This is a genomic window from Salinimicrobium maris, assembly GCF_049680855.1.
Classification (GTDB): Bacteria; Bacteroidota; Bacteroidia; order Flavobacteriales; family Flavobacteriaceae; genus Salinimicrobium.
This window is the reverse complement of the sequence record NZ_JBMPGS010000002.1, coordinates 631,724-657,225: the sequence shown is the minus strand read 5'-3', so window position 1 is coordinate 657,225 and position 25,502 is coordinate 631,724. Positions and strand designations below refer to the sequence as shown.

The following is a 25,502-nucleotide window of genomic DNA, read 5'->3' as shown; positions in this document are numbered from 1 at the left end:
TTTTCTCTGAATTTATAAGCCGCAAAGATAGCATTACGAATGATTTTAGCATAATCTCAGAATCTAATTTTAAATCTATCAAGCAATAGAGGAGACAGGTTCTGCTGCTATTAATCGTCTCAACTGATTTTCCTTAACCATGGCTTTAATTAAATCACGAAAAGTTCTATGATCACAGACCACAAAAATGTAGTAACTAAAGATAACGGAATCCCCACACTTAAGATGATATTCGCAAGCTTTGGGTTGAGATTGTAATCTGTAGCAATGATTGCTCCGGTGACCATGGGTGCCATAGCAGCTTCAAAAATGGTAGTTTTTACCGTGATTCCGGAGAGATTAAAAATTATCCCCAGAAGAAGGATAAAGAGTGGAGCCAGAATTAATTTATATAGTAACGCGAAGCTTATTAGCCGCGCGTCTGTTCGCCAGGTTCTAATTCTTAGTTGCATACCGACAGAAAATAAAGCCAGCGGAATTAAAGTGAGGGCAAGCCCATTTAGCAAAGGAATAATAGGATCTAATGTAATAAAGAGAGGAAGTATAAAAGCAAGTGCAAAGGCTATAAAAGGCGGGAAAGTGAGAATTTTCTTTAGAATTTGTTTCATTAGAAAAATACCGCCATTGGAAGCCTTGGTAGCAGTAATTATTCCCAGTGTAGCCATTACTATAAATGTCGCCTGGTCGCATAAAATTGCAATTTGAAGCCCTTCACTTCCATAGTAAGCTTCGGTTAAAGGAAACCCGAGGAAAGATGTGTTTCCAAGACCTGCCGTTAAAAACAATGCAGCTCGGGTGCCCGGGGACATGGAAATATACCTGTTGAGAAAATTGAAAAAGAGGTAACTTCCGGTCCATACAAGCAGGGGCATCAAAAATGGTAAAATGAGTGAAAAATTCCACTGTATTTCAGGAATGTATTTTAATGCCACCGCAGGAAGTGCAACATTTATCACCCATGCATTTACAGATTTATAGCTGTCTTCCGGGAGGCCCTTATATTTTTTGACGAAAAATCCGGCAAGGAGGCAAAGAGCAATCAGGACAAAATTCATCATAATTAACTAATGTAATTCCAGATGTTTTTATGTTTTGCCAGCTGTGCATAAGTATAGCGAATTACTTTATTCTTTTCCAGCGCTAGATTGGGATCCTCTTTTAAAACCCGAAGGGCATAAGAACGGGCAAGCTTTAGAATATCATTGTCTTTGACAATATCTGCTATTTTTAGGTTCAGCACTCCACTTTGCTGGGTTCCCATTATGTCTCCCGGCCCACGCAATTTGAGGTCAACTTCAGCAATTTCAAATCCGTCGTTGGTGCGTACCATTGTTTCCAATCTCGTTTTACTGTCTGCAGAAAGTTTGTGTCCGGTCATGAGGATGCAATAACTTTGTTCGGCGCCACGTCCCACCCGGCCGCGAAGCTGGTGCAGCTGAGAAAGTCCGAATCTTTCGGCGCTTTCAATGATCATGACGCTGGCGTTCGGCACATTCACTCCCACTTCGATTACCGTGGTCGCTACCATGATTTGGGTTTCGCCTTGTACAAAACGGTTCATTTCGTAATCCTTATCGGCCGGTTTCATTTGTCCGTGAACAATACTAATCTGAAAATCGGGCATCGGGAATTCCCGCACAATGCTTTCGTAGCCATCCATCAGGTCTTTATAATCCATTTTTTCAGACTCCTGGATTAAAGGATAAACCACATAAACCTGCCGTCCCTTTTTCACTTCATCTTTTATAAACTTGAAAACTTTTAACCGATTGCTGTCATAGCGGTGCACGGTTTTAATACTTTTTCGTCCTGGCGGGAGTTCATCAATGACCGATATATCTAAATCACCGTAAAGGCTCATTGCGAGTGTCCGCGGAATTGGAGTAGCGGTCATTACCAGGATATGCGGAGGAATGGTATTCTTTCGCCACAATTTTGCACGTTGTGCGACTCCAAACCTGTGTTGTTCATCGATAATAGCCAGTCCTAAATTTTTAAATTTTACTTTGTCCTCTAGCAAGGCATGGGTTCCAATAATAAGGTGCAGTTCTCCACTTTCTAAAGCGGCATGAATTTCCCGCCTTTCCGAAGTTTTGGTAGAACCCGTCAATAGCCGGATGTTGATATCAAGAGTTGCAGTTAATTCCTTGATTCCATTATAGTGCTGAATTGCAAGTATTTCTGTTGGAGCCATTAAACATGCCTGGAACTCATTGTCAAAGGCCAGCAGGGCAGTCATCAAAGCCACAATGGTTTTTCCTGAACCCACGTCTCCCTGCAACAACCTGTTCATTTGTGCACTGCTTCCTAAATCCTGCCGGATTTCCTTAATCACTCTTTTTTGGGCATTTGTGAGGTCAAAAGGCAAATGATTTTCATAGAATTCCTGAAAATATTCTCCTACCTGATCAAAAGGAAAACCCTTGATCTTTTTCTTCCGAAGCATGTTCTTCATCAGCAATTGCAGCTGAATGTAAAACAGTTCCTCGAACTTTAATCTAAACTGCGCCTTCGCGAGAATTTCCTGGCTCTTTGGAAAATGTACATTAAACATCGCCTCTGACTTTGGCAGTAAACTAAGCTCTTCTTTTATAATCTCTGGGAGCGTATCATAAAATTTTGCACCGGTTTCAAGGAAAAGCTGCTGTATCATTTTATTGACCGCCCGGTTAGTAACGCCAGATTTTGTAAGTTTTTCTGTGGAGGGATAGACGGGCTGCATGGCCGTTCTCAGGTTCTTTTTGAAATCCTCCGTCGTTTCCATTTCGGGATGCGGCATGCTGAAAAGTCCGTTGAACCAGTTGGTTTTTCCGAAGATCACGTAAGGCGTGTTTAATTTTAGATTCTCCCGAATCCATTTGTGGCCGCGAAACCAAACAAGCTCCATTTTCCCGGTTTCATCAACAAAATCTGCTACCAGGCGTTTTCCACGTTTTTGGTCTACCGTTTTCAGGTGGACGATTTTTCCTACTATCTGCACTTCAGAATTATTCCGCTGCAACTCCTTTATCTTATAGAACCTGGTCTTGTCGAGGTAGCGGTTCGGGAAGAAATTTAAAAGGTCCTGGTAAGTGTGAATACTAAGCTCTGTGCGCAGCAAACCAGCACGGTTTGGGCCTACTCCTTTCAGGTAATCAATGGGAGTCTGGAGCTTGTTCTCATTCATAAAACGAAGATAGGAAAAATGGCAAAAGCGCTTCATATATCTGCTGAAGAAGCTTCGTTTTTGCTCTTTTTAGGAATTGTTTGTTTGAAGAAACTTATATTTGGTTTATGAAAAATAGTATTTTTTGCACTCTTTTCTTGCTGATCTTCTTCGGAAATTACGCACAGCAGACTTCAATTGTTGATTTTAAAAAACTCAATGCCCGGTTAGCTATTCTTCCTTCCGAAGAAAAAGTTTCAGGTGAACTAACTTTTACATTTGATGTGCTTCAGGCAACCGATTCTATTTTTATAGATGCTCAAAAAATGAAGTTTCAGAAGGTTTTTTTGAACGATCAGGAAATTGAATATCATAACGACGGGAGCAAGCTGTGGCTAATATCTGACTTCAAAACATCTTCAGGAAATGTGCTGGAAATAAGCTATTCTGCAAATCCTGCACAAGCGATGTATTTTGATAACTGGAATGTTTCAGAAGAAGAAAAGGAAGCTGCTAATGAAGAATATTCACCGCAGGTGTGGACGCAGGGGCAGGGGAGATATACGTCGCACTGGCTGCCCAGTTTTGATGATACCAACGAAAAGCTGGAATTTGATCTAAATATTGACTTTCCGAAAGATTTTGAAGTTGTGGCAAACGGGGTACTAAAAAATGCCGTTTTAGTGAATGATTCTTTAATGCGCTGGGAATACGATATGAAGAAGCCTATGAGCAGCTATCTCGTGGCTTTGGCGGCGGGCAAATATGAGTATAAAGAAATTATATCTCCTGGAGGGACTCCGCTGAAATTTTATTTCTATCCAAAAGATGCTGAAAAGTGGGAATCTACTTATAGGCATAGCGTAAAAATTTTGGAATTTTTAGAAAAGAAAACAAGAGTGAAATATCCCTGGCAAAACTATAAACAGATCCCGGTTCGCAATTTTCTTTACGCCGGAATGGAAAATACGGGCACCACTATCTTTTCAGATATTTTTTTGATTGATTCCACTGCTTTTACAGACCGAAATTATGTGAATGTAAATGCGCATGAAATGGCGCACCAGTGGTTTGGGGATTTGGTTACAGCGGTATCTGGCGAGCATCACTGGCTTCAGGAAGGTTTTGCAACTTACTACGCATTACTGGCCGAAAAGGAGATTTTTGGAGAAGATTATTTTTACTGGAAATTATTTGAAAGTGCAGAAGAACTGAAGGAACTAAGCGACACCGGTAAAGGCGAATCTTTGTTAAATCCAAAAGCCAGTTCTCTCACTTTTTATCAAAAAGGAGCCTGGGCTTTGCACATTCTCAAAGAGAAAGTAGGAGAAGAGGCCTTTGACCTTGCAGTGAAAAATTATCTTACGAAGCACAGTTTTAAGAATGTAACAACTTCAGATTTTATAACAGAAGTGGAAAATGCCAGCGGAAAGGATCTTTCTGCTTTTGAAGGCAGGTGGCTCCAGCAGTCTGCTTTTCCTGCAATTGACGCGCTTAACTCACTGAAAGGATCGGCATTTATTAAAGATTATCTCAACGTTGCAGCATTAAAGGAACTTTCGTTGGAAAGCAAAAGGGAATTGTTAAGTGCAGCGCTGAATTTTCCGGTGAATCAATATATAGGCCAGGAGGTGGTGCATCAGCTTGCTCTTGAAGATCCTTCTACCGTGATTGATCTTTATAAAAAGGCATTTGAGACCAACAATCTTTACGTGAGGCAGGCGATTGCAGGTTCGCTGCGACAAATTCCGCAGCAAGTAAAATCTGAATATGAAAGTTTACTTCGCGATGAATCTTACCTGACCAAAGAAATGGCGCTGTACAATCTTTGGTTCAATTTTCCGGAGGAAAGAAGCATGTATCTGGATCAATTGAAAGGAGTGGAAGGTTTTAATGATAAAAATATTGAAACGCTCTGGCTGGCGCTTAACCTCGCGACAAGTAATTACGGCCAGGGTGCGAAAAAGGAGGTTTACAAAAGACTTTCAGGTTATACTTCGCCTTACTTTCCATACCAGGTAAGACAAAACGCTTTTAATTATCTTTTTCAGCTCAATTCATTTTCAGATGAAAACCTGAAAGATCTTCTGGAAGCAGGTGTGCATCGCGTAGGAAGATTTCGTGATTCAAGCAGGGAAATTCTAAGGCAATTACTGGCTTCTGAAGAATACAGGCAGCGCCTTAATTCCTTAAAAGAGGAATTGGCTCCGCAGGAAACGGCATTTTTGGAACGGGAGCTAAAATAATTTACCGCCCCAAAAGTTGAGAAACTTCTTTTTTTACAAAAGCCAGTCCGGTTTCGCTTGGCGGTTCCTGTTCCATTAAACTTGTTAATATATGCTGACGGAATTCTGCTGCGTTCGTTAGATCTTCACGATTTGTAGTCTTTCGAAGATTTGTAATAGTAGCATTTTTTGAAGCTTTAATCACATTCCAGCATTCCTGGGAAACATAGATTTGTTGTGCCAGGTTATGTTCAAATTCCTGCTCTATGGTTTTAATAAGAAGGGAAGCATAATCATCCTTATTTTCATTGTACGGTTTCGTCCTGATGAGCAAATTGCCTGGAGAGATCCTTTCCAGGAACAAAGCCATACGCTCATATGCCTGTAACCGCACGGGAAATGCATGTTTCTGGTTCTCTTGGTGAAGTAAGAATCTTCTTCTTTGCTCCTCATTCCTGGTATGCATACTAAAAAAATAATATGCAATTGCCGCTACAATTACAGCGGGCAACAAATACAACAACAACTCAAAAATGTTATTCTCTATCATACTTTTGTATTGTCTTCAACAGAGGTGTCTTCGGTTTCAACCTCCTTGACTTCGGTTTCCTGTCCTTTTCTATAAGAGCCGCCTAAGTTAGGACATCCCAGCAAAGTATGGGTAGATTCAAACGGAACTTTTGTTTTGTGATACACAAAAGTTTTTGCCAGAGATTTTGCTATAAAGCGGTCCCCAAGATTTATTTCCACATCATCCATGGTGAACTGGCAAGGATGTTCGTACCCACAGGCATGGGTGATTTCCAGAAGTTCCTTTCTGAAATTGGTGAAATAATAATTTACTCTGTCTGCTTTGTCTTTTATATTAATTCCTGCCTGTAGCCAACGGTTTTGGGTGGCAACTCCAGTAGGGCAGGTATTGGTATGACAGGATTGTGCCTGTATGCAGCCAATGCTCAACATGGCTTCACGGGCTACGTTAATAATATCGGCTCCCATGGCAAATGCCATCGCTGCTTTTGCCGGAAATCCGAGTTTCCCACTACCAATAAAAACAATTCTGTCGGTAATCATGCGCTCCTGAAATATCTTATACACATCTGTGAAACCATAGATCCAGGGTAGGGCGACATGATCTGCAAAGCTGGGAGGCGCAGCTCCCGTTCCACCTTCTCCACCATCAATATTAATAAAATCTGGGCCTCTATTGGTTTCTTTCATAATATCTGCGAGCTCATGCCATTCATCAAGTTTACCAATCGCGGCTTTTATTCCCACAGGTAATCCGGTTTTTTCGGCCAGGGCTTCGATAAAATCCACCATTTCTTCAATGTTGCCAAATGCGCTGTGATTTGGAGGTGAAAGCACATCTTTACCCATTGGCACATGCCTGATTTCTGAAATTTCTTTGGTGATTTTGGAAGCCGGAAGCACGCCCCCTTTTCCGGGTTTTGCTCCCTGGGATAATTTTATTTCCAGCGCTCTTATCTGCGGAAAACCCTGCGTGAGTTTTACCAGTTTTTCCATGGAGAAGGAACCGTCTTCATTTCTTATTCCGAAGTAACCCGTACCTATTTGAAAAACCACATCGGCACCTTTTTGATGATAAGGGGAAAGACCACCTTCGCCGGTATTATGATATGCATAAGCTTTTTTACAACCTTCATTAAGCGAGGCAATGGCGCGGGCAGAAAGAGACCCAAAACTCATCGCAGAAACATTTATCACAGATGCCGGCCTATAGGGCCTTCTCCTTTTATTATATTCGCCCATTACTTTGGCACAGGCAAGAAAATAGGGATCTTTGTTGTAATGATGTTTTTCCGGCACCTTATATGGAATGACCGCATTGTTGATGAAGATATAATTGACCTCATATATATCTTGATCTGTTCCAAAACCTTCATAATTATTGACATTTTTGGAGGATGCATACACCCAGCTTCGCTCTGTACGGTTAAAGGGAAGTTCTTCCCTGTTTCCGGCGACGATGTATTGTCTTAATTCGGGGCCAATGCTTTCCAAAAGATAGCGCAGATGGCCTACAACCGGGAAATTGTGTAAAATGATGTGTTTTTTGTTGAAGAAGATATCTCTTAATGCGATGAGGGCAAGTATGATCAAGATCCACATCCACCATGATATTTCCCCTAGAAAATCGAGTATTTGTTCCATTTTATTGGTTTAAATAATCTATTGCTAATTGTGACATTACTTCCACACCCAGGATCAATCCACTGTCATCAATGAAAAAATCTGGAGTGTGATGAGGTGCCGGTTCTGTCATTCCCAGCGGTTGGCCACCCAGAAAGAAATAAAAGCCGGGCACTTCCTCCTGAAAAAAGGAAAAATCTTCCCCGCCGGTCGTGGCTTTTACAAGTTCCACCTTTTCTGTGCCGGCTACTTTTTGAAGTGTTGGCAACATCCTGGCGGTTAATTCCGGGTCATTATAAGTGATAGCAGTATTATTCTGAATTTCTACCGTAGCGGTGCCGCCGTAGGCTTCGGCAATTGCAGGAACCATTTCGTGCATTCTTTTTAAGATCAATTCTTTCATAGCGGGATCGAGTGTCCTAATGGTGCCTATCATTTCGGCACTTTCCGGAATAATATTGAAGCGTACTCCGCTGGTGATTTTTCCGACGGAAATAACCGCTGCTGCATCAACCAGTCTGGATTCCCTGCTAATGATCGTCTGTAAACCATCAATAATTTTTGCTGAAATAAGGATAGGGTCCACACCGCTCCAGGGTGCAGAACCATGCGTTTGTTTTCCCTGAACATTAATAACAAATCGCTCTACCGCTGCCATGGTTCCTTCAGGTTTATAGCGAATAGTTCCCACGGGAGTTGCTGAGTTAATATGCAATCCAAAAATGGCATCTACATCAGGATTTTTGAGAACTCCTTCTTTGATCATCAAGGCAGCGCCACCTTCTTCTCCCGGCGGCGGACCTTCTTCAGCTGGCTGAAAGATGAACTTTACCGTCCCATTCAATTTGTCTTTATGTTCCGAAAGAATTTCCGCCACTCCCATAAGGATTGCGATATGAGTATCATGACCGCAGGCATGCATGACTCCGGTTTTAGAACCGAGAAATTCAGAAGTTACTTCAGACTTGAATGGAAGATCATTACGTTCAGTAACCGGTAGTGCATCAATATCTGCTCTTAAAGCAACCACTTTATCAGAATTATTTCCTCTTAAAATTCCCACCACCCCAGTTTTGGCCACTCCGGTTTGAACTTCCATTCCAAGGCTTTTAAGATGGTTGGCAATTTTCTCGGCAGTCTCAAATTCGCGGTTAGAGAGTTCGGGATGTTGATGAAAATCCCTGCGCCAGGTGATTACCTGTTCTTCGATTTCTTGTGCTGCAGAAGCTATTTCGGGGTCGGCTTCCTGTGCATTCAGCAGGAAGCCAAATAAACAGAAAATACTTAAAAAAAGGTTTTTCATTAGCTGTTTTTGTAGGAAGGCAGTACTGCCAAAGGATTTATTATCCCAAGGTATTTAAAAATTAAGGCTTCTCATAATCTCACCTCCTAAATGTTTCAAAAAGTAAGCGGCTTCACGATTTTATATTAAGCTGTTTTTGGTTAATTTCACGGCTTTAAAAGAAGGAGAAATTTGGAATCTTATTTAGCTGAATTAAATGATGCTCAAAGGGCGCCGGTACTGCAAAAAGACGGTGCTATGATTGTAATTGCAGGTGCAGGATCTGGAAAAACGCGCGTACTCACCTACAGGATCGCGTATCTTATGAGCCAGGGAGTAGATGCTTTTAACATTCTCTCCCTTACTTTTACCAATAAAGCGGCGCGTGAGATGAAAAAGAGGATCGCGCAGATTGTGGGGAACAGTGAGGCGAAAAACCTGTGGATGGGAACTTTTCATTCTATTTTTGCAAAAATGCTGCGGTTTGAAGCCGATAAACTTGGCTATCCTTCCAACTTTACCATTTATGATACGCAGGATTCCCAAAGGCTTATTTCTGCAATAATTAAGGAAATGGGTCTGGACAAAGATGTTTATAAATACAAGCAGGTCTATTCAAGGATCTCGTCCTATAAAAACAGCCTGATCACGGTAAAAGCCTATTTTCAGAATCCGGAGTTGATGGAAGCCGATGCCATGTCTAAAAAACCCCGTTTAGGAGAAATTTATAAAAATTATGTAGATCGTTGTTTCAAGGCAGGAGCCATGGATTTTGATGATTTACTGCTGAAGACCAACGAACTTCTTAACAGGTTTCCCGAAGTGCTTCAGAAGTACCAAAATCGCTTCAGGTATATTCTGGTAGATGAGTACCAGGATACCAACCATTCCCAGTACTTGATAGTAAAGGCATTATCAGATAAGTTTCAGAATATATGTGTGGTTGGAGATGATGCACAAAGTATTTATGCTTTTAGGGGTGCAAACATCAATAACATTCTGAATTTCCAGAAAGATTATGACAATGTCCAGATGTACCGACTGGAACAGAATTACCGTTCTACCAAAAACATCGTGGAAGCCGCTAATTCCATTATTGATAAGAACAAAACCAAACTCGAAAAAGTAGTATGGACGGCAAATGACGAAGGCCCTAAGATCGTGGTGAACAGGCTGCTTACCGATGGGGAAGAAGGACGTTTTGTGGCAGGTTCTATTTTTGAGAACCGCATGGAGCATCAAATGAAGAATGGAGATTTCGCCATTTTGTACCGTACCAACGCTCAAAGTAGGGCGATGGAAGATGCACTTCGGAAAAAGGACATTCCATATCGTATTTTTGGCGGACTTTCATTTTATCAACGAAAGGAAATTAAGGATGTGTTGGCTTATTTACGTTTGGTGATCAATCCAAAGGATGAGGAAGCCCTTAAGAGGGTGATCAACTATCCTGCACGTGGTATTGGCTCAACTACTATTGATAAATTAACTATTGCTGCAAATCACTACGGAAGATCCATTTTTGAGGTCATAGAAAATATTGACCGCATTGACCTGAAGATCAATTCCGGCACCAAGAACAAGCTTACCAATTTTGCAAACATGATCAAGCATTTCCAGATCATGAATGAATCTGCCGATGCTTTTATGGTTGCAGAAAGCATTGCGAAAAAAACAGGTCTGCTTCAGGAGCTTAAAAAAGATGGTACTCCCGAAGGTATTGCTAAGATTGAAAATATTGAAGAGCTGTTGAACGGGATCAGGGATTTTGTGGAAGGGCAGAAAGAACTTGCAGATGCAACAGGTTCACTTACCGAATTTCTTGAAGATGTGGCCCTGGCAACAGATATGGACAAAGATAGCGGCGACGAAGATCGTGTTGCCTTGATGACCATTCACCTGGCAAAAGGATTGGAATTTCCATTTGTTTACATTGTTGGAATGGAGGAAGACCTTTTTCCTTCAGCAATGAGTATGAATACCCGCTCTGAACTTGAAGAAGAACGTCGCCTGTTTTACGTGGCTCTTACCCGTGCCGAGAAAAAAGCCTATCTCACTTACACCCAGTCGCGTTACCGCTGGGGAAAACTTGTAGATGCAGAACCCAGCCGGTTCATAGAAGAGATTGACGACAAGTTCAAAGATTATATGATTCCGCAAGATGACTATAAATACAAGCCGCTGGTAGACACAGATATTTTTGGGGAAGTAGATAAGAGCAAATTCCGGCAAACGAAACCTAAAAATGGCACTCCGCCGCCTTCTCATAAACCCACAGATGAGCAGTTAAGGAAGCTGAGGAAACTCAGACCTGCCGCCGACTCTTCTTCGAATAACAGTGACACTGCAGAGGTAGTGAAATTGGTGGAAGGCAATGAGGTAGAGCATATGCGTTTTGGAAAAGGCAAGGTTCTAAAGATTGATGGAATTGGACAGGATAAAAAAGCGGAGATCAATTTTGAGAATGGGGGCATCAAAAAATTGCTGCTGAAGTTTGCCAAATTAAAGGTACTGTCATAATTTTTCCTGAAGATCTTTTACTAAGATTCTGTTATTCTTTTGGAAGGTAACTTCCTGTTGTTGTATTTTTTAAACAAAAATGATAAGAGAAGGAACCAAAGTAAAATGGAAATGGGGAAAAGGTGTCGCAGAAGGTAAAGTAAAGGATACTTTTGATCATGAGGTGACCACTACGATTAAAGGTACTAAGGTGACCAGAAAGGGAAATGCCAGTAATAAAGCCCTTTTTATACAACAGGAAAACGGTAATGAGGTTCTAAAACTTGAAAGTGAAGTGGAACGGATCGATTAATTTTTTCGCGTATTTTTATTAGAACCAGTGTAAAATTCGTAAATTCTGGATTCTTTTTTAATATCATAAAAGTATGGCAGAACTAATTAGAATTTACGAGGAAAATCCAAATCCAAAAGATGTAAAAAGAGTAGTGGAAGCGCTCAAAGATGGAGGGCTGGTAATATATCCCACAGATACGGTCTACGGCCTGGGATGTGATATTACAAACACTGCAGCTTTAGAGAAAATTGCACACGCAAGGGGTGTAAAACTTGAGAAAGCCAATTTTTCCTTCATTTGTGAGAACCTGAGTAACCTCTCCGACTATGTGAGGCAAATTGATAACCAGACTTTCAAGATATTGAAAAGATGTCTTCCCGGGCCGTATACTTTTGTACTGCCGGGAAATAGCAATCTTCCCAGTGTATTCAAAAAGAAGAAAACAGTAGGAATAAGGGTACCCGATAATAACATTTGTCGCGCTCTGGTGGCAGGTTTAGGCAACCCCATAGTTTCGACTTCTATTAAAGATGATGATGAAGTTATAGAATATACTACAGATCCTGAACTTATTTTGGAAAAGTGGGATAATATAGTGGATATTGTAATTGATGGTGGTTATGGTAATAATGTACCGTCTACAGTGATTGACCTTACGACGCCACAGCCAGAAGTAATTAGGGAAGGAAAGGGGAGTGTTGAAATTCTATAACATTATAATATTGTTGATAATAAAAAACCCGGCGAAGGCCGGGTTTTTTATTGAAAAAGATTTCAGTTTATTCAAAAATAGATTCCATTTCTGTCATAAAAGCTTCGTGTACTTCCTGCGGAGAAAGAATATGTCCTTTCTTTTGTGCACTTTGTGCAAGTTCATAGCCTAAACGGGCTGCTTGCAGTCTCTGCTGTGGAGTTCCATGGTGACCACTGCTGGCAAAACTACAATCTCCAATATTGAAAAATAGCTCAAAAAATTGCTCAACTCTCTTCCAGTTGTAAGTAGCCCCTCTTTTGTGCGTCATGTAATAAGCAGCTAAATAATCTGCCTCCAACTCAGTGTGTCGGGTTGAAGCTGCGGGATCTTGAGCAGCACCATTTGGATACCAGTTGGTAGTATTGTCGAATTGAATTTGGTGCGCCCACTCATGAGCAAGAATTCCGGTCCAAACAATTCCTTCATCGATTCCAGTGTTAGAAAGAACAGAAGTTATTCCGTCACCTATAACTATAAGATTTCCGGCAGTGGCGAAACCGTCCATAGCAAAATATGGATTCTCCGGAAGAACGGGAGAAGCTTCATTGATTGCCAGAAGTTGATCTGCAATTGCGTATGCATCTTCCCGGGTTTCCACATTTGCACCTACAATCATATAAAGATCTGCTAGTTTTTCACGATCGTTTAAACTTGCAGTGTGTTGTGCATTTACCCGAATTTCATTTGGCATTCCCCAAAATTTTTCAAGTTCACGCACTCTTTTCTTCATGAAGTTCGTGTATTCACCTTCTGCACCAAAATATTGTTCAGATGTATCAAAATAAGACATGTAAAAATTAAGATCCAGGTAAAGGGAGTAATAGTTTAATGCTAAAGGATCGGAGAAGAATGGTTGAAGCACCTTGTTTATTTCTTCGTTGAATGCCGTGGGTGAACATTCCGTAGGCGCTACAGCATCTTTTTTAAGAAGATCATTTCTTAAATTGTGTCCAGAATAATCCACAGGGTTTAATTCTAAATCAGCATTAATTTCAGCTGATTTTGTAAGTTGTTTTGTCTCCAGAGTAGATTGGTCTGTTACCATTAATTCTTCCACTTCTGTGTCTTTCTCACAGGATGCTGTCATTACGCCCAGACCAAGACAGAAAAGGGCAATTTTACTAGTTCTTTTAATCATAATAAGTTTTTTAAATAAGTTGTTGATTAACAGCGCCTAAACTAATAAAATAATCTAAAGAAGAATGAACTTGCTCACAATTAAAATGTTAAAATAAAAAACCCGGCAATTTGCCGGGTTTTATGTGAGGTATGAAGAGAAAATTATTTTGCGTCTTCCATTCCTTCTTCGATCAGGTTATAGAATTGATCTAATTTAGGAAGGATAACGATTCTTGTTCTTCTGTTTTTAGCTCTTCCTTCAGCAGTTTCGTTTGATGCTACAGGAACGTAGTAACTTCTTCCGGCAGCAGTCATTCTTTGTGGCTGAACTCCAAATTCCTCTTGTAATACACGTACTACAGAAGTAGCTCTTTTAACAGAAAGATCCCAGTTGTCCTGCAATACTGCGTTTCTAATTGGTTGATCATCTGTATGACCTTCTACCATAAATTCAATATCTGGTCTGTTTTTCACAACAGTAGCAACTTTTCCAAGTACTTCTCTTGCTCTTTCAGTAATATTGTATTTTCCGCTTTGGAACAGTAATTTATCAGAAATTGAAACATATACAACTCCTTTTTCAACATTGATCTGGATATCCTCATCGTTCATGTTACCAAGCACTCCTTTCAGGCTGGTCACTAAAGCTAAGGTTACAGAATCTTTCTTGGTAATGGCATCCTGCATACGCTGGATTTTCATATCCTTTTCTTTAATGCTTTCAAGGGAACGCTCAAGGTTTTCGGCTTCTTTCTTTGAAAGGGTCGCTAAATCACCAACATTATTTAAAAGGGCTGTATTCTGGTTACTTAGGGTGCTGATTTGCTGATTTAGTCTTGCTTTTTCGTCAAGACAAGAATTAAGTTTAACGGTAGCGGTGTTCAGCTGGTCCTGAGTTTCCCTTTGTTGAGCTTCCAGCTCAGCATATTTCTTTTGTGAAACACAAGAAGAAAGGAGTAGGGCAGCTGTAGCCGATAAAAGCATGATTTTCTTCATAATCTTAATTGTTAATTTTTTTATTTTATGTTAAACGTCTCAAAAGTACAAAAAGTTCGGTCTTGGTGAAATTATTTTCCTAGTATTAATCAGGTTTTTTTTAAAATTCTGAAAAACGTCTTTTTCCTGAGATATAATATGAAGCAACAACGGAGGTTTTTCCATAATATTTTATTTTCTTCTTAAAGCTTTTTCGCTTTTTGAGCATCTTTTTGAAGTGAGCATAGAAGCTGAAATGTGCTTTTAAAATTGCTGCAAAATGTCTCCATTTTCCTTCGATCAAAAACTTAAAACCCGCCACAGCATCCAGGAGCAAACGAGAAAAAATAATCACTCCGGCTTTATTCCCCGGGGCATTCTTCAATAAACAGAACAAGCTGTTCCTGAAGTTAAAAAAGGTCTTTCGCGGGTGCATTTTGTCTAAAGTGGCTCCGCCTAAATGGTAGACCGTTGAACCTGGAGCAATTTTCACTTTGAGGTCAAGATTAAAAATTCGCCAGCATAGATCTATTTCTTCCTGGTGGGCAAAGAAGTCTTCATCAAACTTCCCGGCTTTAAAAAAGACTTCTTTTCTAATCGCAAGGCAGGCACCACTGGCCCAAAAAATTTCACATTGCTCATCATATTGTCCCTCATCTTTTTCCAGGGTCTCAAAAATGCGCCCCCTGCAGTAGGGATAACCAAAGAGATCTACGTATCCACCGGCAGCACCGGCATACTCGAAATACTCTTTTTTCCTGAAATCGAGGATTTTTGGCTGTAGAGCAGCTGTTTCAGGGTTTGAAAGAAACTCATCTTTAAATGGAATCAGCCAGCCGGCTGTGACTTCCACATCACTATTGAGGAGGACGAAAATATCTTCAGAAACGTGCTCCAGCGCATCATTATAGCCTTTTGCAAATCCGCCGTTTATTTTATTCTGGATAATTTTTACTTCAGGATAGTTTTTTTTCACAAAAGCTACAGAATCATCTGTGGAAGCGTTATCTGCAACATATACAGTGGCTTCCGAAGAAAATTTTGTTACGGAAGGAAGAAATTGCTCCAAAAGGGCTTTTCCATTCCAATTTAATATGACGACTGCGATTTTCACGGCTGCAAATTAAAACAATAATTGAGGAATGTTCATGACTAAGTGAGAGAACTGAGAATACCTTTCAAAAATGGCATTTTTGAAAGGTATTCAAGAGAAAGATTTTCAGGACCATGCCGGGATATCTTGTAAGAAATGATATTTCTCCTTTTCGTAATCCAACTGACAAAAATAATGTTCCAGACCATTGGTGACCATAAGATATTCGGCTTTTAAAGCGAGATTATAACGGGCAATTTGGTCAAAAGTGCTCTGGGTGATAGGTACCGAGGCAGCTTTACATTCCACGATCATCCAAATACTTCCATCGGTATTAAAAACCACCACATCATAGCGTTTTACCATTTGGTGCACCTTTAGTTGTTTTTCAACATTCAAAAGGCTTTGCGGAATGCTCTTTTCTTTCAGAAGAAAATGCACCACATGCTGCCTTACCCATTCTTCGGGCGTGAGAAGCACAAATTTTTTCCGAAGCACATCAAAAACAGCTACTTTATTTTCGCTATTTTTGAACCGGAAGGAATATTTTGGAAAATTGAGTGAAAGCATGTTCAAAATAACGGCTTTTTCAGAAATTAACAGGAAATGACTTTCAAGAATTTTCTGCGCCGAATACAAAAATGTTTGAATGGACGAAGCTAAAAAGATCGTAGCAAATATTAAGAAAGGGGATATTAAACCCGTCTATTTTTTAATGGGGGAAGAATCCTATTATATAGATAAACTGGGTGATTTTATTGAAGATAATGTGCTGCAGGAGGAGGAAAAAGGCTTTAACCAGATGGTGCTTTACGGCCGCGACGTTACGGTAGAAGATATTGTAAGCAATGCCAAAAGGTACCCCATGATGGCCGAGCGCCAGGTTATCATTGTAAAGGAAGCACAGGATCTTTCCAGAACTATTGAAAAGCTGGTTGATTATGTTGAAAATCCGCAGCCTACCACAGTTCTTGTGGTTTGCTATAAATACAAAAAGATCGATAAGCGTAAGAAACTATATAAAGCGGTTTCCAAAAACGGAGTGATCTTCGACAGTAAAAAGCTTTATGACAACCAGGTAGGAGATTGGATTCGTACAGAAATGCAGGGAAGAGGTTATCAAATTTCTCCAAAAGCGGCACAAATGCTGGTTGAATTTCTAGGAACAGATCTAAGCAAAGTAGATAATGAACTTCAGAAACTTCAGCTTATATGTCCGCAGGGAACTACTATTTCACCTGAAATAATTGAAGATAATATTGGGATAAGCAAGGACTTCAATAATTTTGAATTGCGAAAAGCAGTGGGGATGAAAGATTCTTTAAAAGCCCACCGTATCATCAATTATTTTGCACAAAACCCCAAAGATAACCCAATGGTGGTGACGGTTTCTCTTTTGTTTAGTTTTTTTTCCCAGCTGCTGCAGTACCATTCTCTGGCAGATAAATCTAAAGGAAATGTTGCAAAAGTGCTTAAGGTGAATCCCTATTTTGTGAGTGATTATTCCAGTGCTGCAGGGAATTACCCTATGAAAAAAGTGAGTCAGGTGGTTTCTTTACTTCGTGAAGCCGATGTTAAAAGCAAAGGTGTGGGCGCGACAAATATTCAACAGGGCGATTTGCTTAAGGAACTTCTGGTAAAAGTGATGCGATAAATGGCAAAATTAAAAACATGGGTGAGTGCTGCGCGATTGAGAACGCTTCCGCTTTCTGTTTCCGGAATTTTGGTGGGTTCAGCGATTGCAGCAGCTGAAAATGAGTTTAGTTATGTCATTTTAAGTCTGGCGCTTGCCACTACTTTGGGTCTGCAAATTCTCTCTAACTTCGCTAATGATTACGGAGATTTTGTAAAAGGAACCGATAATGAAGAACGGGTAGGACCGCAACGGGCGCTTCAAAGCGGAATCATCTCTCAAAAAGAGATGTTTTACGGAATGGTAATTACAGCAATCCTCACATTTTTGTTTGCCATCGCCCTAATTTATGTCTCTTTTGGAACGCAAAACTTCTCTTATGCACTGTTATTTTTGCTGCTGGGCATTGCAGCAATATCTGCTGCGGTAAAATATACTGTGGGAGAAAGTGCATACGGCTACAGAGGCCTGGGAGATATTTTCGTTTTTATCTTCTTCGGAATTGTGGGCGTCTACGGTTGCTACTTTTTATACACCGTAGAATGGGACTGGAAAGTGCTGTTTCCTTCTTTTACAATTGGTGCTTTAAGTGCGGGGGTTCTAAACTTGAATAATATGCGCGATCGCACCGCAGATGAACGGGCAGGGAAAAATACACTCGTGGTGAAGATAGGTGCCAAAAAGGCTAAAAATTATCATTATTTTTTGTTGATTTCCGCAGTATTTTTCCTGTTGCTTTATACAGCTTTGTCTTTTGAAGGTATAGATGACCTTTTATATGTCATCGCGTTTATTCCGCTTTTTATGCATTTAAAGAGAGTGATGGAAAACAGGAATCCCGAGCTTCTTGACCCGGAATTAAAAAAACTTGCTTTAAGTACGTTTGCGCTGGCTGTATTCTTTAGTTTGGGGCAAATTATATAGGGATTTACTGGGGGTTATTCGTTCGCTGCTTCAGAATTACTTTTACCATCTTTTTTGTATTTTGTGTCAAAACTAACAACTATGAAAATTACTCATTACGCACACAGCACTTTCAGTATTGAAATCAATGGTATCTACGTTCTAGTGGATCCTTTTATTACCGGAAATGAAAAGATCGAAAACAAGATAGACATTCAGGATATTAAAGCAGATTATATCTTGGTGACGCATGCTCACCAGGATCACACGCTTGATGTTGAAGCGATTGCAAAGAATACCGGTGCAGTGATTGTAAGTAATTTTGAGATTGCGACTTACTATGAGAACAAAGGTCTGGAAGTGCATCCTATGAACCACGGCGGAAACTGGAGTTTTGAATTTGGAAATGTAAAATATGTAAACGCTATACACACCAGCTCATTTCCCGATGGAAGTTATGGCGGACAACCGGGCGGTTTTGTAATTGAAGGAGAGCATAAAAACATTTACATAGCGGGAGATACTGCACTCACTATGGATATGAAGTTAATTCCGCTGCACACCAATTTAGATCTGGCGATCCTTCCTATTGGAGATAACTTCACTATGGGTGTAGAAGATGCAATTATAGCAAGTGATTTTGTGGAATGCGATAAAATATTAGGGTGCCACTACGACACTTTTGGATATATTGAAATTGACCACGAAGAAGCAAAGAAGAAGTTCTATGAAAAAGGCAAAGATCTTATGCTGCTGGAGTATGGAGAAAGTCTGGAACTTTAACCACGAAAATATATAGCTATTGAAAGCAACTTATCAAAAGTACATCTTAAAATTTAAACGCCCCAGCGGAACTTCCCGGGGCGTTCTTACTGAAAAAGAGTCCTGGTTTATCTTAATAGAAAAGGATGGCAAGCGCGGCATTGGCGAATGCGGCTTACTTCGCGGTCTTAGCATTGACGATCGCCCAGATTATGAACAGCAATTAAAATGGACCTGCGAAAACATTCACCTGGGGAAAGAGGAATTGTGGAAACGATTATCAGAATTTCCCAGCATTCAGTTTGGCGTGGAGATGGCTTTCCAGTCGCTGGCGGCACAAGATCCTTTTCTGCTATTTCCTTCGGAATTTACCCGCGGAAATGATGCCATTCCCATCAACGGATTGGTTTGGATGGGCGAAAAAGCTTTTATGAAAGATCAAATCCTTCAGAAGATAAAAGATGGCTTCAGCTGCATAAAACTTAAAATAGGCGCAATAGATTTTGAAACCGAACTTGATCTTTTAAAGTTTATAAGAAGTGAATTTTCTTCAGTAGAAATGGAAATTCGGGTGGACGCGAATGGCGCTTTCTCACCTTCCGAAGCATTGGAAAAGTTGAAAAGATTGAGTGATTTTACACTTCACAGCATTGAACAACCTATAAAACCGGGCCAGTATGAGGAAATGGCTGCGCTTTGTGAAAAAACTCCCTTACCAATCGCGCTTGATGAGGATCTTATTGGCGTAACCAGTGTAACAAAAAAGGCAGAAATGCTACAAATAATCCAGCCGCAATATGTCATTTTTAAGCCCAGCCTTATTGGAGGATTTAATGGTACACTCGAATGGAGAACACTGGCAGAAAAGAAGAATATTGGCTGGTGGGTTACCAGTGCCCTGGAAAGTAATGTAGGATTAAATGCCATTTCACAATTTACCTATACCCTGGAAAATGACATGCTGCAGGGGCTTGGTACAGGTGGTTTATACACCAACAATTTTGAATCCCCTCTAAAAGTTGAAGAAGGGCAGTTATTTTATGAGCCTCAAGTAAAATGGAATTTTAATATATAGGAACCAATGTATATAAAACAAATATATAAAGCAAAGACCGACTGGTGGCGGTATATGATAGGGATTTTCATAATTTTCCTGTTTTGGCAGGTGATTGGCGGAATTCCGCTTTTAGGAGCGATTTTCCTGGAGACAGGTCCAGATTTTCTATCGCTCACTATGGCAGAAATGATGCAGGTGCTCGATTCTAATCTAACTTTCTTCCTAATGCTCTTATCTTTTGTCGCGGGCCTGGGAGCTTTATTATTTGTAATAAAAATTATACATCAACAAAGCATAAAGGAAGCCACTACCAGCAGGAAAAAAATTGATTGGGGAAGGTTCTTCTTTGGATTCGGCCTCATTTCCACATTTACGATTGTAGGCGTCCTGATTGATTATAATATGAATCCTGATGATTATTTATGGAATTTTGATCCCGTACCTTTTACTATTCTTGTGCTAATAGCAGTAGTAATGGTGCCACTGCAAACGAGCTTTGAGGAGTATCTTTTTAGAGGTTATCTCATGCAGGGTCTTGGTGCGCTGGCTCATAACCGCTGGTTTCCATTAATAATTACTTCTGTAGTATTTGGAGGAATGCATATTCTTAACCCCGAAGTGGAAAAACTGGGATATATAATCATGGTCTATTATATTGGAACTGGTTTCCTGTTTGGGATTATCACTTTAATGGACGAAGGAATGGAGCTTGCCTTGGGTCTTCATGCTGGCAACAATCTCATTGGAGCAATGCTCGTAACCGCAGATTGGACTGCTTTCCAGACGAACTCTATTTTAAAAGATGTTTCTGACCCTTCTGCAGGTTGGGATGTGGTACTTCCTATCTTGATCATTTATCCACTTTTTCTCTTTATCATGGCCAAAAAATACAACTGGTCCAACTGGGGAGAAAAGCTCTTCGGAAAAGTTAAACGTCCCGAAACAATTAATTATTCTGAAGAGATATGATATTATAGCATTTTTACCTATTTTATTCCTGAATTTTCAAAATAATAGAGGAAGTACACATGCAAACATCAGTTACTTTACCCCAAACTCATTCCTGTTTCAGGTTAAATAAAGTTCATTACGACAATAAAGAACTTGCTGCCGCAGCTTATTATCTTATAAAAGAAGGGGAAGCCTACCAGGGACAAATTGGAAGTTTTCTTTTGGACTGGCTCAACGATAAAGAATATATTGCAGTGAAAACTTCAGGTTCTACCGGGAAGCCGAAAAAAATCAGGATCAGGAAGGAATTTATGATCAACAGTGCGCTGGCAACAGGAGAGTTTTTTGACCTTCCTGAAAAAAGTACCGCCCTGCACTGCTTACCTGCAGATTATATTGCTGGAAAAATGATGCTCGTGAGGGCCATGATCCTTGGTTGGGACCTGGATATGGTTGCGCCAAAAGCAAATGCGCTAGACCAGGTTTTTAAGATATATGATTTTGCTGCAATGACTCCTTTTCAGCTGGATAATTCCCTTAGCCGTCTTCATTTGCTTCGGAAGTTGATCGTAGGTGGAGGTGCAGTGTCGGCAAACCTGAAGAGACTCGTTCAGGGAATTGACACCAAGATCTATGAAACTTACGGTATGACCGAAACCGTCACTCATATTGCAGCACGTCGCATTAATTCCACGAAGGAAAAAGAAAGTCCGGTCGCTTTTAAAACTTTACCAGATGTGCGCATCTCGACAGATGATCGCAACTGTTTGGTCATAGAAGCGCCCAGGGTTACTGATGGCACTTTGGTGACAAATGATGTGGTGGAAATGATCTCCAGGAAAAAGTTTTTCCTGAAAGGGCGTTTTGACAATGTGATCAATTCCGGTGGCGTCAAGCTCTATCCCGAAGAAATAGAATGTAAACTTGAAGAAATTATAGCACATCGGTTTTTCATAACTTCTCTTCCAGATGACGCATTGGGTGAAAAGCTTGTGCTTATGGTAGAAAGTGAATTTTCGGAAGAGGCCTTGCGTTCCCTGGAGCGTGAGGTGAAGAATTTCAAGAAGCTGAATAAATTTGAAGTTCCGAAGAAAATATATTTTGTGGAGAAATTTGAAGAAACCCCCAATGGAAAGATCCACCGGGGAAATACTTTAAAAAGCAGGATATCCTAAAAGGGGATTTCTAGTTTAATTTCTGAAAGGCTACATAAAACTCCTCAGTCTTTAGATCTACATCTTCAGAAGTGACATTTTTTACCGGAAATTTTTTCCACGAGGAAGTAGGTTGCAATCGCAATTCTTCTCCTTTAACCGTCACGTCTACCGGCATGTTGAAACCTTCTACATCTGCCTTCCAACGGTAATAAACCGTTCCATCTTCAGTTTTAAGCTGAAGTTCAGGAATCGCAGCATAACGCAGGTACTGCTCAAAAACAGGAGCAAGATCAACATCTGTAGCCGCATTGAAAAAGTCCTCTGTGGTTTGAGTCGAAATTATTTGGTGCTTATAAGTTTCTGTGTAGTCTTTTAATGTTTTCCACCAAAGTTCATCGTCATCATAAATACTTCTGATGGTATTTAGCAAGTTGGCACCTTTGGAATACATGTCGCCAGAGCCTTCGCTGTTAACACCATAATCCCCAATAATGGGTGACTGGTTCTTTATTCCTCTTCGCAGCCCTGCAAGATACTCCAGCGCTTCCTCTTTTCCCCAGCGGCATTCCACGTAAACTGCTTCGGAATAACTGGTAAAACCTTCGTGTATCCACATATCGGCAATATCTGCCGCGGTAATGCTGTTCCCATACCATTCGTGCCCTGTTTCGTGAATGATGATATAATCCCATTTTAAACCTATTCCTGTGCCGCTGAGATCGTTTCCGAGGTAGCCCATCTTATATTCATTCCCATAGGCAACCGCACTTTGGTCCTCCATCCCGAGGTAAGGAGTTTCCACCAGCTTAAAACCGTCCTCTACAAAGGGATATTCTCCAAACTTTTCGTAGAAGCAGTCCATCATTAATTTTACCTCCTCAAACTGCTTTTTTGCCTTTTCCAGGTTGTATGGCAAGACGTAGTAATCCAAATCCAGATCCCTGAACTTATCATTGAAATGCACATAATTCCCAATGTTGAGGATCACGTTGTAATTGTTGATGGGACTTGTCACTTTCCAGCTCCAGCGCGTGAAACCGTTTCCAAGATCTTTTTCTCCTAAGAATCTACCGTTGGAAACGTTCATTAAACCGTTGGGGACGGCAACGTCCAGCCGTACCTCTTCAGGTTCATCACTCTGGTGGTCTTTATTTGGATACCATAAGCTTGCGCCCGTACCCTGTACCGCAACCCCAATCCACGGGTTTCCTTCTTTATCCTCTTCAAATACAAATCCACCGTCCCAGGGCGCATTTTTGGCTATGATAGGATTTCCGGAGTAGTAGAATTGGATAGAATCTGTCTTGTTCTCAGCAATTGCTTTTGGAAAATTTATGAATACCGCATTATATTTTCTCCTATAATCCAGGCTTCTGTCTTTGTAGATGATAGAATCTACCTGCATATTTTCAAAAAGGTCAACCTGCATCACGGGCAGGTTTTCTTCGGCTTTAAAAACAATGGTGTTTGATCCTGAAATGAACTTTTTTTCCGGTTCAACTTTTAGGTCGAGATGATATTTTAGAACATCATAATTTCTTTCGGGCCTCAACGATCCGCGCAGGGTATCAGCTGCTGTATAATCGGTTTTATCACTCAAAACCTGTGCACAGGATTGAGTAGAAACAGCTATCGTGATTAACAAACAGAAGAAAATAATGTGGCGCATATCTATACAGGTCGTTGGATTAAAATATTCTCTCAAATAAAGGTTTGAAAAATGCTATTTTTGGATGGTTTTCTGATCTTACGTCTGAATTATTCCAAGATTAAAATCTTTCGTAATGGGGGCATGATTTGCCGCTTCAATTCCCGTGGAAATCCACTTCCGCGTGTCCAAGGGATTAATGACAGCATCGGTCCAAAGTCGGGCAGCAGCATAATAAGGGGAAGTTTGCTTATCATAGCGAGCTTTGATCCCGTCAAAAACTTCTTTTTCTTTTTTCTCATCCACTTTTTCACCTCTCTTCTCCAGGGAAGCAGTTTCTATTTGCGCTAAAACTTTCGCAGCCTGAGTACCTCCCATCACAGCGAGTTCTGCACTGGGCCAGGCAAAAATGAGTCGGGGGTCATAGGCTTTTCCACACATGGCATAATTTCCGGCGCCGTAGGAATTTCCTATTACCACGGTAAATTTTGGCACTACAGAATTGCTCACTGCATTTACCATTTTTGCCCCATCTTTTATGATGCCACCATGTTCGCTTTTACTACCCACCATAAACCCTGTAACATCCTGAAGGAAAACCAAAGGAATTTTTTTCTGGTTACAGTTGGCTATAAACCTGGTGGCCTTATCGGCAGAGTCTGAATAAATCACTCCGCCAAACTGCATCTCCTTCTTTTTGGTCTTTACAATTTTTCGCTGGTTGGCCACAATTCCAACGGCCCAACCGTCAATGCGGGCATAACCGGTAATGATGGTTTGACCATAGCCTTCTTTGTACTCCTTAAATTCGGAATTATCTACAAGACGATCAATGATCTCCCGCATGTCATACTGCTCGTTTCGCTGTTTGGGGAGAAGACCGAAAATTTCTTCAGGATCTTTAGCGGGTTTTGCCGCGGGCTTACGGTTGTATCCTGCAGTATCATAGTCGCCAATCTTGTCCATAATATCTTTTATGGTATCAAGAGCATCTTTATCATCTTTAGATTTATAATCTGTCACGCCGCTTATCTCGCTGTGTGTAGTGGCGCCGCCTAAGGTTTCATTGTCAATAGATTCTCCAATGGCTGCTTTTACAAGATAACTTCCGGCGAGGAAAATGCTGCCGGTTTTTTCGACAATAAGCGCTTCATCGCTCATAATTGGCAGGTAAGCGCCACCAGCAACGCAGCTTCCCATGACTGCGGAAATTTGTGTGATTCCCATGCTGCTCATGACGGCATTATTTCTAAAAATTCTTCCGAAGTGTTCTTTATCCGGAAAGATTTCATCCTGCATTGGGAGATAAACCCCTGCAGAATCTACAAGATAGATGATGGGTAAACGGTTTTCAATGGAAACTTCCTGCGCCCGAAGATTTTTTTTGGCTGTTATAGGGAACCATGCGCCGGCTTTCACCGTGGCGTCATTGGCAACAACAATACACTGCTTACCCGAAACTTTTCCAATCTTAACGACCACTCCGCCACTTGGGCAGCCGCCGTGTTCCTTATACATTTCATCCCCGGCAAAAGCGCCTATTTCAATGGCATTTTCGGCATTGTCTAATAGGTAGTCAATTCTTTCCCGGGCAGTCATTTTGCCTTTTTGATGATGTTTTTCAATACGCTTCTCACCACCGCCCAGTTTTATCTCTTTCAGTCTGCTTCTTAAATCTGAAACTAGTAACTTATTGTGATCTTCGTTCTTATTAAATTCAATATTCATTGGTTCTCTTAATCTTTTGATTTATCTACAGGTAAAAATTCCTTCATTTAATGAGGAAAAACGCCAGAAACAGCGATTTGAACAGTTGCTAAAATACAAAAAGCAGACAATTAATTATCTTT

General features: G+C 40.6%; 21 protein-coding genes. 10 read left to right on the top strand and 11 right to left on the bottom strand.

The window, feature by feature from the left end; genetic code table 11:
• Window positions 1-149 precede the first annotated feature (149 nt).
• Window positions 150-1,058 (bottom strand): AEC family transporter, encoded by a 909-nt coding sequence (locus tag ACOV1Q_RS08530; RefSeq protein WP_424493978.1) that lies wholly within the window; start codon window positions 1,056-1,058, stop codon window positions 150-152.
• Window positions 1,059-1,060: 2 nt separating this feature from the next.
• Complete coding sequence (gene recG / locus ACOV1Q_RS08525) at window positions 1,061-3,166, bottom strand: ATP-dependent DNA helicase RecG (RefSeq protein ID WP_424493977.1); 2,106 nt, start codon at window positions 3,164-3,166, stop codon at window positions 1,061-1,063.
• Between the two features lie 107 nt (window positions 3,167-3,273).
• On the opposite strand from recG, the gene ACOV1Q_RS08520 reads away from it, so the two are divergent.
• Entirely contained in the window at window positions 3,274-5,391 is a 2,118-nt protein-coding gene (locus tag ACOV1Q_RS08520; protein ID WP_424493976.1) for a M1 family metallopeptidase, read from the top strand.
• A gap of 1 nt (window position 5,392) precedes the next feature.
• On the opposite strand, the gene ACOV1Q_RS08515 is transcribed toward ACOV1Q_RS08520, so the two are convergent.
• Genes ACOV1Q_RS08515 through ACOV1Q_RS08505 form a run of 3 tightly spaced genes read right to left on the bottom strand, consistent with a single transcriptional unit; the run spans window position 5,393 to window position 8,827 of the window.
• Window positions 5,393-5,920: a DUF7935 family protein gene (locus ACOV1Q_RS08515; protein WP_424493975.1), complete on the bottom strand. Its 528-nt coding sequence runs from the start codon at window positions 5,918-5,920 to the stop codon at window positions 5,393-5,395.
• The gene (locus tag ACOV1Q_RS08510) at window positions 5,917-7,545 is read right to left on the bottom strand and encodes an FMN-binding glutamate synthase family protein (protein WP_424493974.1); all 1,629 of its coding nucleotides are present in this window, start codon (window positions 7,543-7,545) and stop codon (window positions 5,917-5,919) included. Before ACOV1Q_RS08510 ends, ACOV1Q_RS08515 begins: the two co-directional genes overlap by 4 nt.
• Window position 7,546: 1 nt before the next feature.
• Entirely contained in the window at window positions 7,547-8,827 is a 1,281-nt protein-coding gene (locus ACOV1Q_RS08505) for an amidohydrolase (protein ID WP_424493973.1), read from the bottom strand.
• A gap of 171 nt (window positions 8,828-8,998) precedes the next feature.
• Here ACOV1Q_RS08505 and ACOV1Q_RS08500 point away from each other — a divergent pair, with 171 nt between their 5' ends.
• The 3 genes from ACOV1Q_RS08500 (at window position 8,999) to ACOV1Q_RS08490 (ending at window position 12,312) form a co-directional block, all read left to right on the top strand.
• The gene (locus tag ACOV1Q_RS08500) at window positions 8,999-11,326 is read left to right on the top strand and encodes an ATP-dependent helicase (RefSeq protein WP_424493972.1); all 2,328 of its coding nucleotides are present in this window, start codon (window positions 8,999-9,001) and stop codon (window positions 11,324-11,326) included.
• Window positions 11,327-11,405: 79 nt separating this feature from the next.
• Window positions 11,406-11,618 (top strand): hypervirulence associated TUDOR domain-containing protein, encoded by a 213-nt coding sequence (locus ACOV1Q_RS08495; RefSeq protein WP_424493971.1) that lies wholly within the window; start codon window positions 11,406-11,408, stop codon window positions 11,616-11,618.
• A 73-nt stretch (window positions 11,619-11,691) separates the two neighbouring features.
• The gene (locus ACOV1Q_RS08490; protein ID WP_424493970.1) at window positions 11,692-12,312 is read left to right on the top strand and encodes an L-threonylcarbamoyladenylate synthase; all 621 of its coding nucleotides are present in this window, start codon (window positions 11,692-11,694) and stop codon (window positions 12,310-12,312) included.
• 67 nt (window positions 12,313-12,379) lie between these two features.
• Here ACOV1Q_RS08490 and ACOV1Q_RS08485 read toward each other — a convergent pair whose 3' ends face one another.
• The 4 genes from ACOV1Q_RS08485 to ACOV1Q_RS08470 form a co-directional block, all read right to left on the bottom strand.
• Window positions 12,380-13,492, bottom strand: coding sequence for a hypothetical protein (locus tag ACOV1Q_RS08485; protein WP_424493969.1), 1,113 nt, complete (start codon window positions 13,490-13,492; stop codon window positions 12,380-12,382).
• 143 nt (window positions 13,493-13,635) lie between these two features.
• A complete protein-coding gene (locus ACOV1Q_RS08480; protein ID WP_424493968.1) occupies window positions 13,636-14,469 on the bottom strand; it encodes an OmpA/MotB family protein in 834 nt (277 codons plus the stop codon).
• A 100-nt stretch (window positions 14,470-14,569) separates the two neighbouring features.
• Window positions 14,570-15,562, bottom strand: coding sequence for a glycosyltransferase family 2 protein (locus tag ACOV1Q_RS08475; RefSeq protein ID WP_424493967.1), 993 nt, complete (start codon window positions 15,560-15,562; stop codon window positions 14,570-14,572).
• Window positions 15,563-15,667: 105 nt separating this feature from the next.
• Window positions 15,668-16,111, bottom strand: a complete 444-nt coding sequence (locus ACOV1Q_RS08470) for a type I restriction enzyme HsdR N-terminal domain-containing protein (RefSeq protein WP_424493966.1) — start codon at window positions 16,109-16,111, stop codon at window positions 15,668-15,670.
• Between the two features lie 79 nt (window positions 16,112-16,190).
• Here ACOV1Q_RS08470 and holA point away from each other — a divergent pair, with 79 nt between their 5' ends.
• From holA to ACOV1Q_RS08440, 6 genes are all read left to right on the top strand, one after another.
• Window positions 16,191-17,195: a DNA polymerase III subunit delta gene (gene holA, locus ACOV1Q_RS08465; protein ID WP_424493965.1), complete on the top strand. Its 1,005-nt coding sequence runs from the start codon at window positions 16,191-16,193 to the stop codon at window positions 17,193-17,195.
• On the top strand, window positions 17,196-18,098 hold the full coding sequence (gene menA, locus ACOV1Q_RS08460; protein WP_424493964.1) for a 1,4-dihydroxy-2-naphthoate octaprenyltransferase: 903 nt from the start codon (window positions 17,196-17,198) through the stop codon (window positions 18,096-18,098).
• Between the two features lie 81 nt (window positions 18,099-18,179).
• The gene (locus ACOV1Q_RS08455) at window positions 18,180-18,860 is read left to right on the top strand and encodes a metal-dependent hydrolase (protein WP_424493963.1); all 681 of its coding nucleotides are present in this window, start codon (window positions 18,180-18,182) and stop codon (window positions 18,858-18,860) included.
• Between the two features lie 19 nt (window positions 18,861-18,879).
• Window positions 18,880-19,914, top strand: a complete 1,035-nt coding sequence (locus tag ACOV1Q_RS08450) for an o-succinylbenzoate synthase (protein WP_424493962.1) — start codon at window positions 18,880-18,882, stop codon at window positions 19,912-19,914.
• A 6-nt stretch (window positions 19,915-19,920) separates the two neighbouring features.
• Window positions 19,921-20,865: a CPBP family intramembrane glutamic endopeptidase gene (locus ACOV1Q_RS08445; protein ID WP_424493961.1), complete on the top strand. Its 945-nt coding sequence runs from the start codon at window positions 19,921-19,923 to the stop codon at window positions 20,863-20,865.
• Between the two features lie 59 nt (window positions 20,866-20,924).
• Window positions 20,925-22,022, top strand: coding sequence for an AMP-binding protein (locus ACOV1Q_RS08440; protein ID WP_424493960.1), 1,098 nt, complete (start codon window positions 20,925-20,927; stop codon window positions 22,020-22,022).
• A gap of 10 nt (window positions 22,023-22,032) precedes the next feature.
• Here ACOV1Q_RS08440 and ACOV1Q_RS08435 read toward each other — a convergent pair whose 3' ends face one another.
• Window positions 22,033-23,673: a M1 family metallopeptidase gene (locus ACOV1Q_RS08435; RefSeq protein ID WP_424494313.1), complete on the bottom strand. Its 1,641-nt coding sequence runs from the start codon at window positions 23,671-23,673 to the stop codon at window positions 22,033-22,035.
• 78 nt (window positions 23,674-23,751) lie between these two features.
• Entirely contained in the window at window positions 23,752-25,380 is a 1,629-nt protein-coding gene (locus tag ACOV1Q_RS08430; RefSeq protein WP_424493959.1) for an acyl-CoA carboxylase subunit beta, read from the bottom strand.
• Window positions 25,381-25,502 lie beyond the last annotated feature (122 nt).

Coding starts and splice junctions, on each gene's coding strand:
- ACOV1Q_RS08530 (WP_424493978.1), bottom strand. CDS start 1,058: ATGATGAATTTTGTCCTGATTGCTCTTTGCCTCCTTGCCGGATTTTTC.
- recG (WP_424493977.1), bottom strand. CDS start 3,166: ATGAATGAGAACAAGCTCCAGACTCCCATTGATTACCTGAAAGGAGTA.
- ACOV1Q_RS08520 (WP_424493976.1), top strand. CDS start 3,274: ATGAAAAATAGTATTTTTTGCACTCTTTTCTTGCTGATCTTCTTCGGA.
- ACOV1Q_RS08515 (WP_424493975.1), bottom strand. CDS start 5,920: ATGATAGAGAATAACATTTTTGAGTTGTTGTTGTATTTGTTGCCCGCT.
- ACOV1Q_RS08510 (WP_424493974.1), bottom strand. CDS start 7,545: ATGGAACAAATACTCGATTTTCTAGGGGAAATATCATGGTGGATGTGG.
- ACOV1Q_RS08505 (WP_424493973.1), bottom strand. CDS start 8,827: ATGAAAAACCTTTTTTTAAGTATTTTCTGTTTATTTGGCTTCCTGCTG.
- ACOV1Q_RS08495 (WP_424493971.1), top strand. CDS start 11,406: ATGATAAGAGAAGGAACCAAAGTAAAATGGAAATGGGGAAAAGGTGTC.
- ACOV1Q_RS08490 (WP_424493970.1), top strand. CDS start 11,692: ATGGCAGAACTAATTAGAATTTACGAGGAAAATCCAAATCCAAAAGAT.
- ACOV1Q_RS08485 (WP_424493969.1), bottom strand. CDS start 13,492: ATGATTAAAAGAACTAGTAAAATTGCCCTTTTCTGTCTTGGTCTGGGC.
- ACOV1Q_RS08480 (WP_424493968.1), bottom strand. CDS start 14,469: ATGAAGAAAATCATGCTTTTATCGGCTACAGCTGCCCTACTCCTTTCT.
- ACOV1Q_RS08470 (WP_424493966.1), bottom strand. CDS start 16,111: ATGCTTTCACTCAATTTTCCAAAATATTCCTTCCGGTTCAAAAATAGC.
- holA (WP_424493965.1), top strand. CDS start 16,191: ATGGACGAAGCTAAAAAGATCGTAGCAAATATTAAGAAAGGGGATATT.
- menA (WP_424493964.1), top strand. CDS start 17,196: ATGGCAAAATTAAAAACATGGGTGAGTGCTGCGCGATTGAGAACGCTT.
- ACOV1Q_RS08455 (WP_424493963.1), top strand. CDS start 18,180: ATGAAAATTACTCATTACGCACACAGCACTTTCAGTATTGAAATCAAT.
- ACOV1Q_RS08445 (WP_424493961.1), top strand. CDS start 19,921: ATGTATATAAAACAAATATATAAAGCAAAGACCGACTGGTGGCGGTAT.
- ACOV1Q_RS08440 (WP_424493960.1), top strand. CDS start 20,925: ATGCAAACATCAGTTACTTTACCCCAAACTCATTCCTGTTTCAGGTTA.
- ACOV1Q_RS08435 (WP_424494313.1), bottom strand. CDS start 23,673: ATGCGCCACATTATTTTCTTCTGTTTGTTAATCACGATAGCTGTTTCT.
- ACOV1Q_RS08430 (WP_424493959.1), bottom strand. CDS start 25,380: ATGAATATTGAATTTAATAAGAACGAAGATCACAATAAGTTACTAGTT.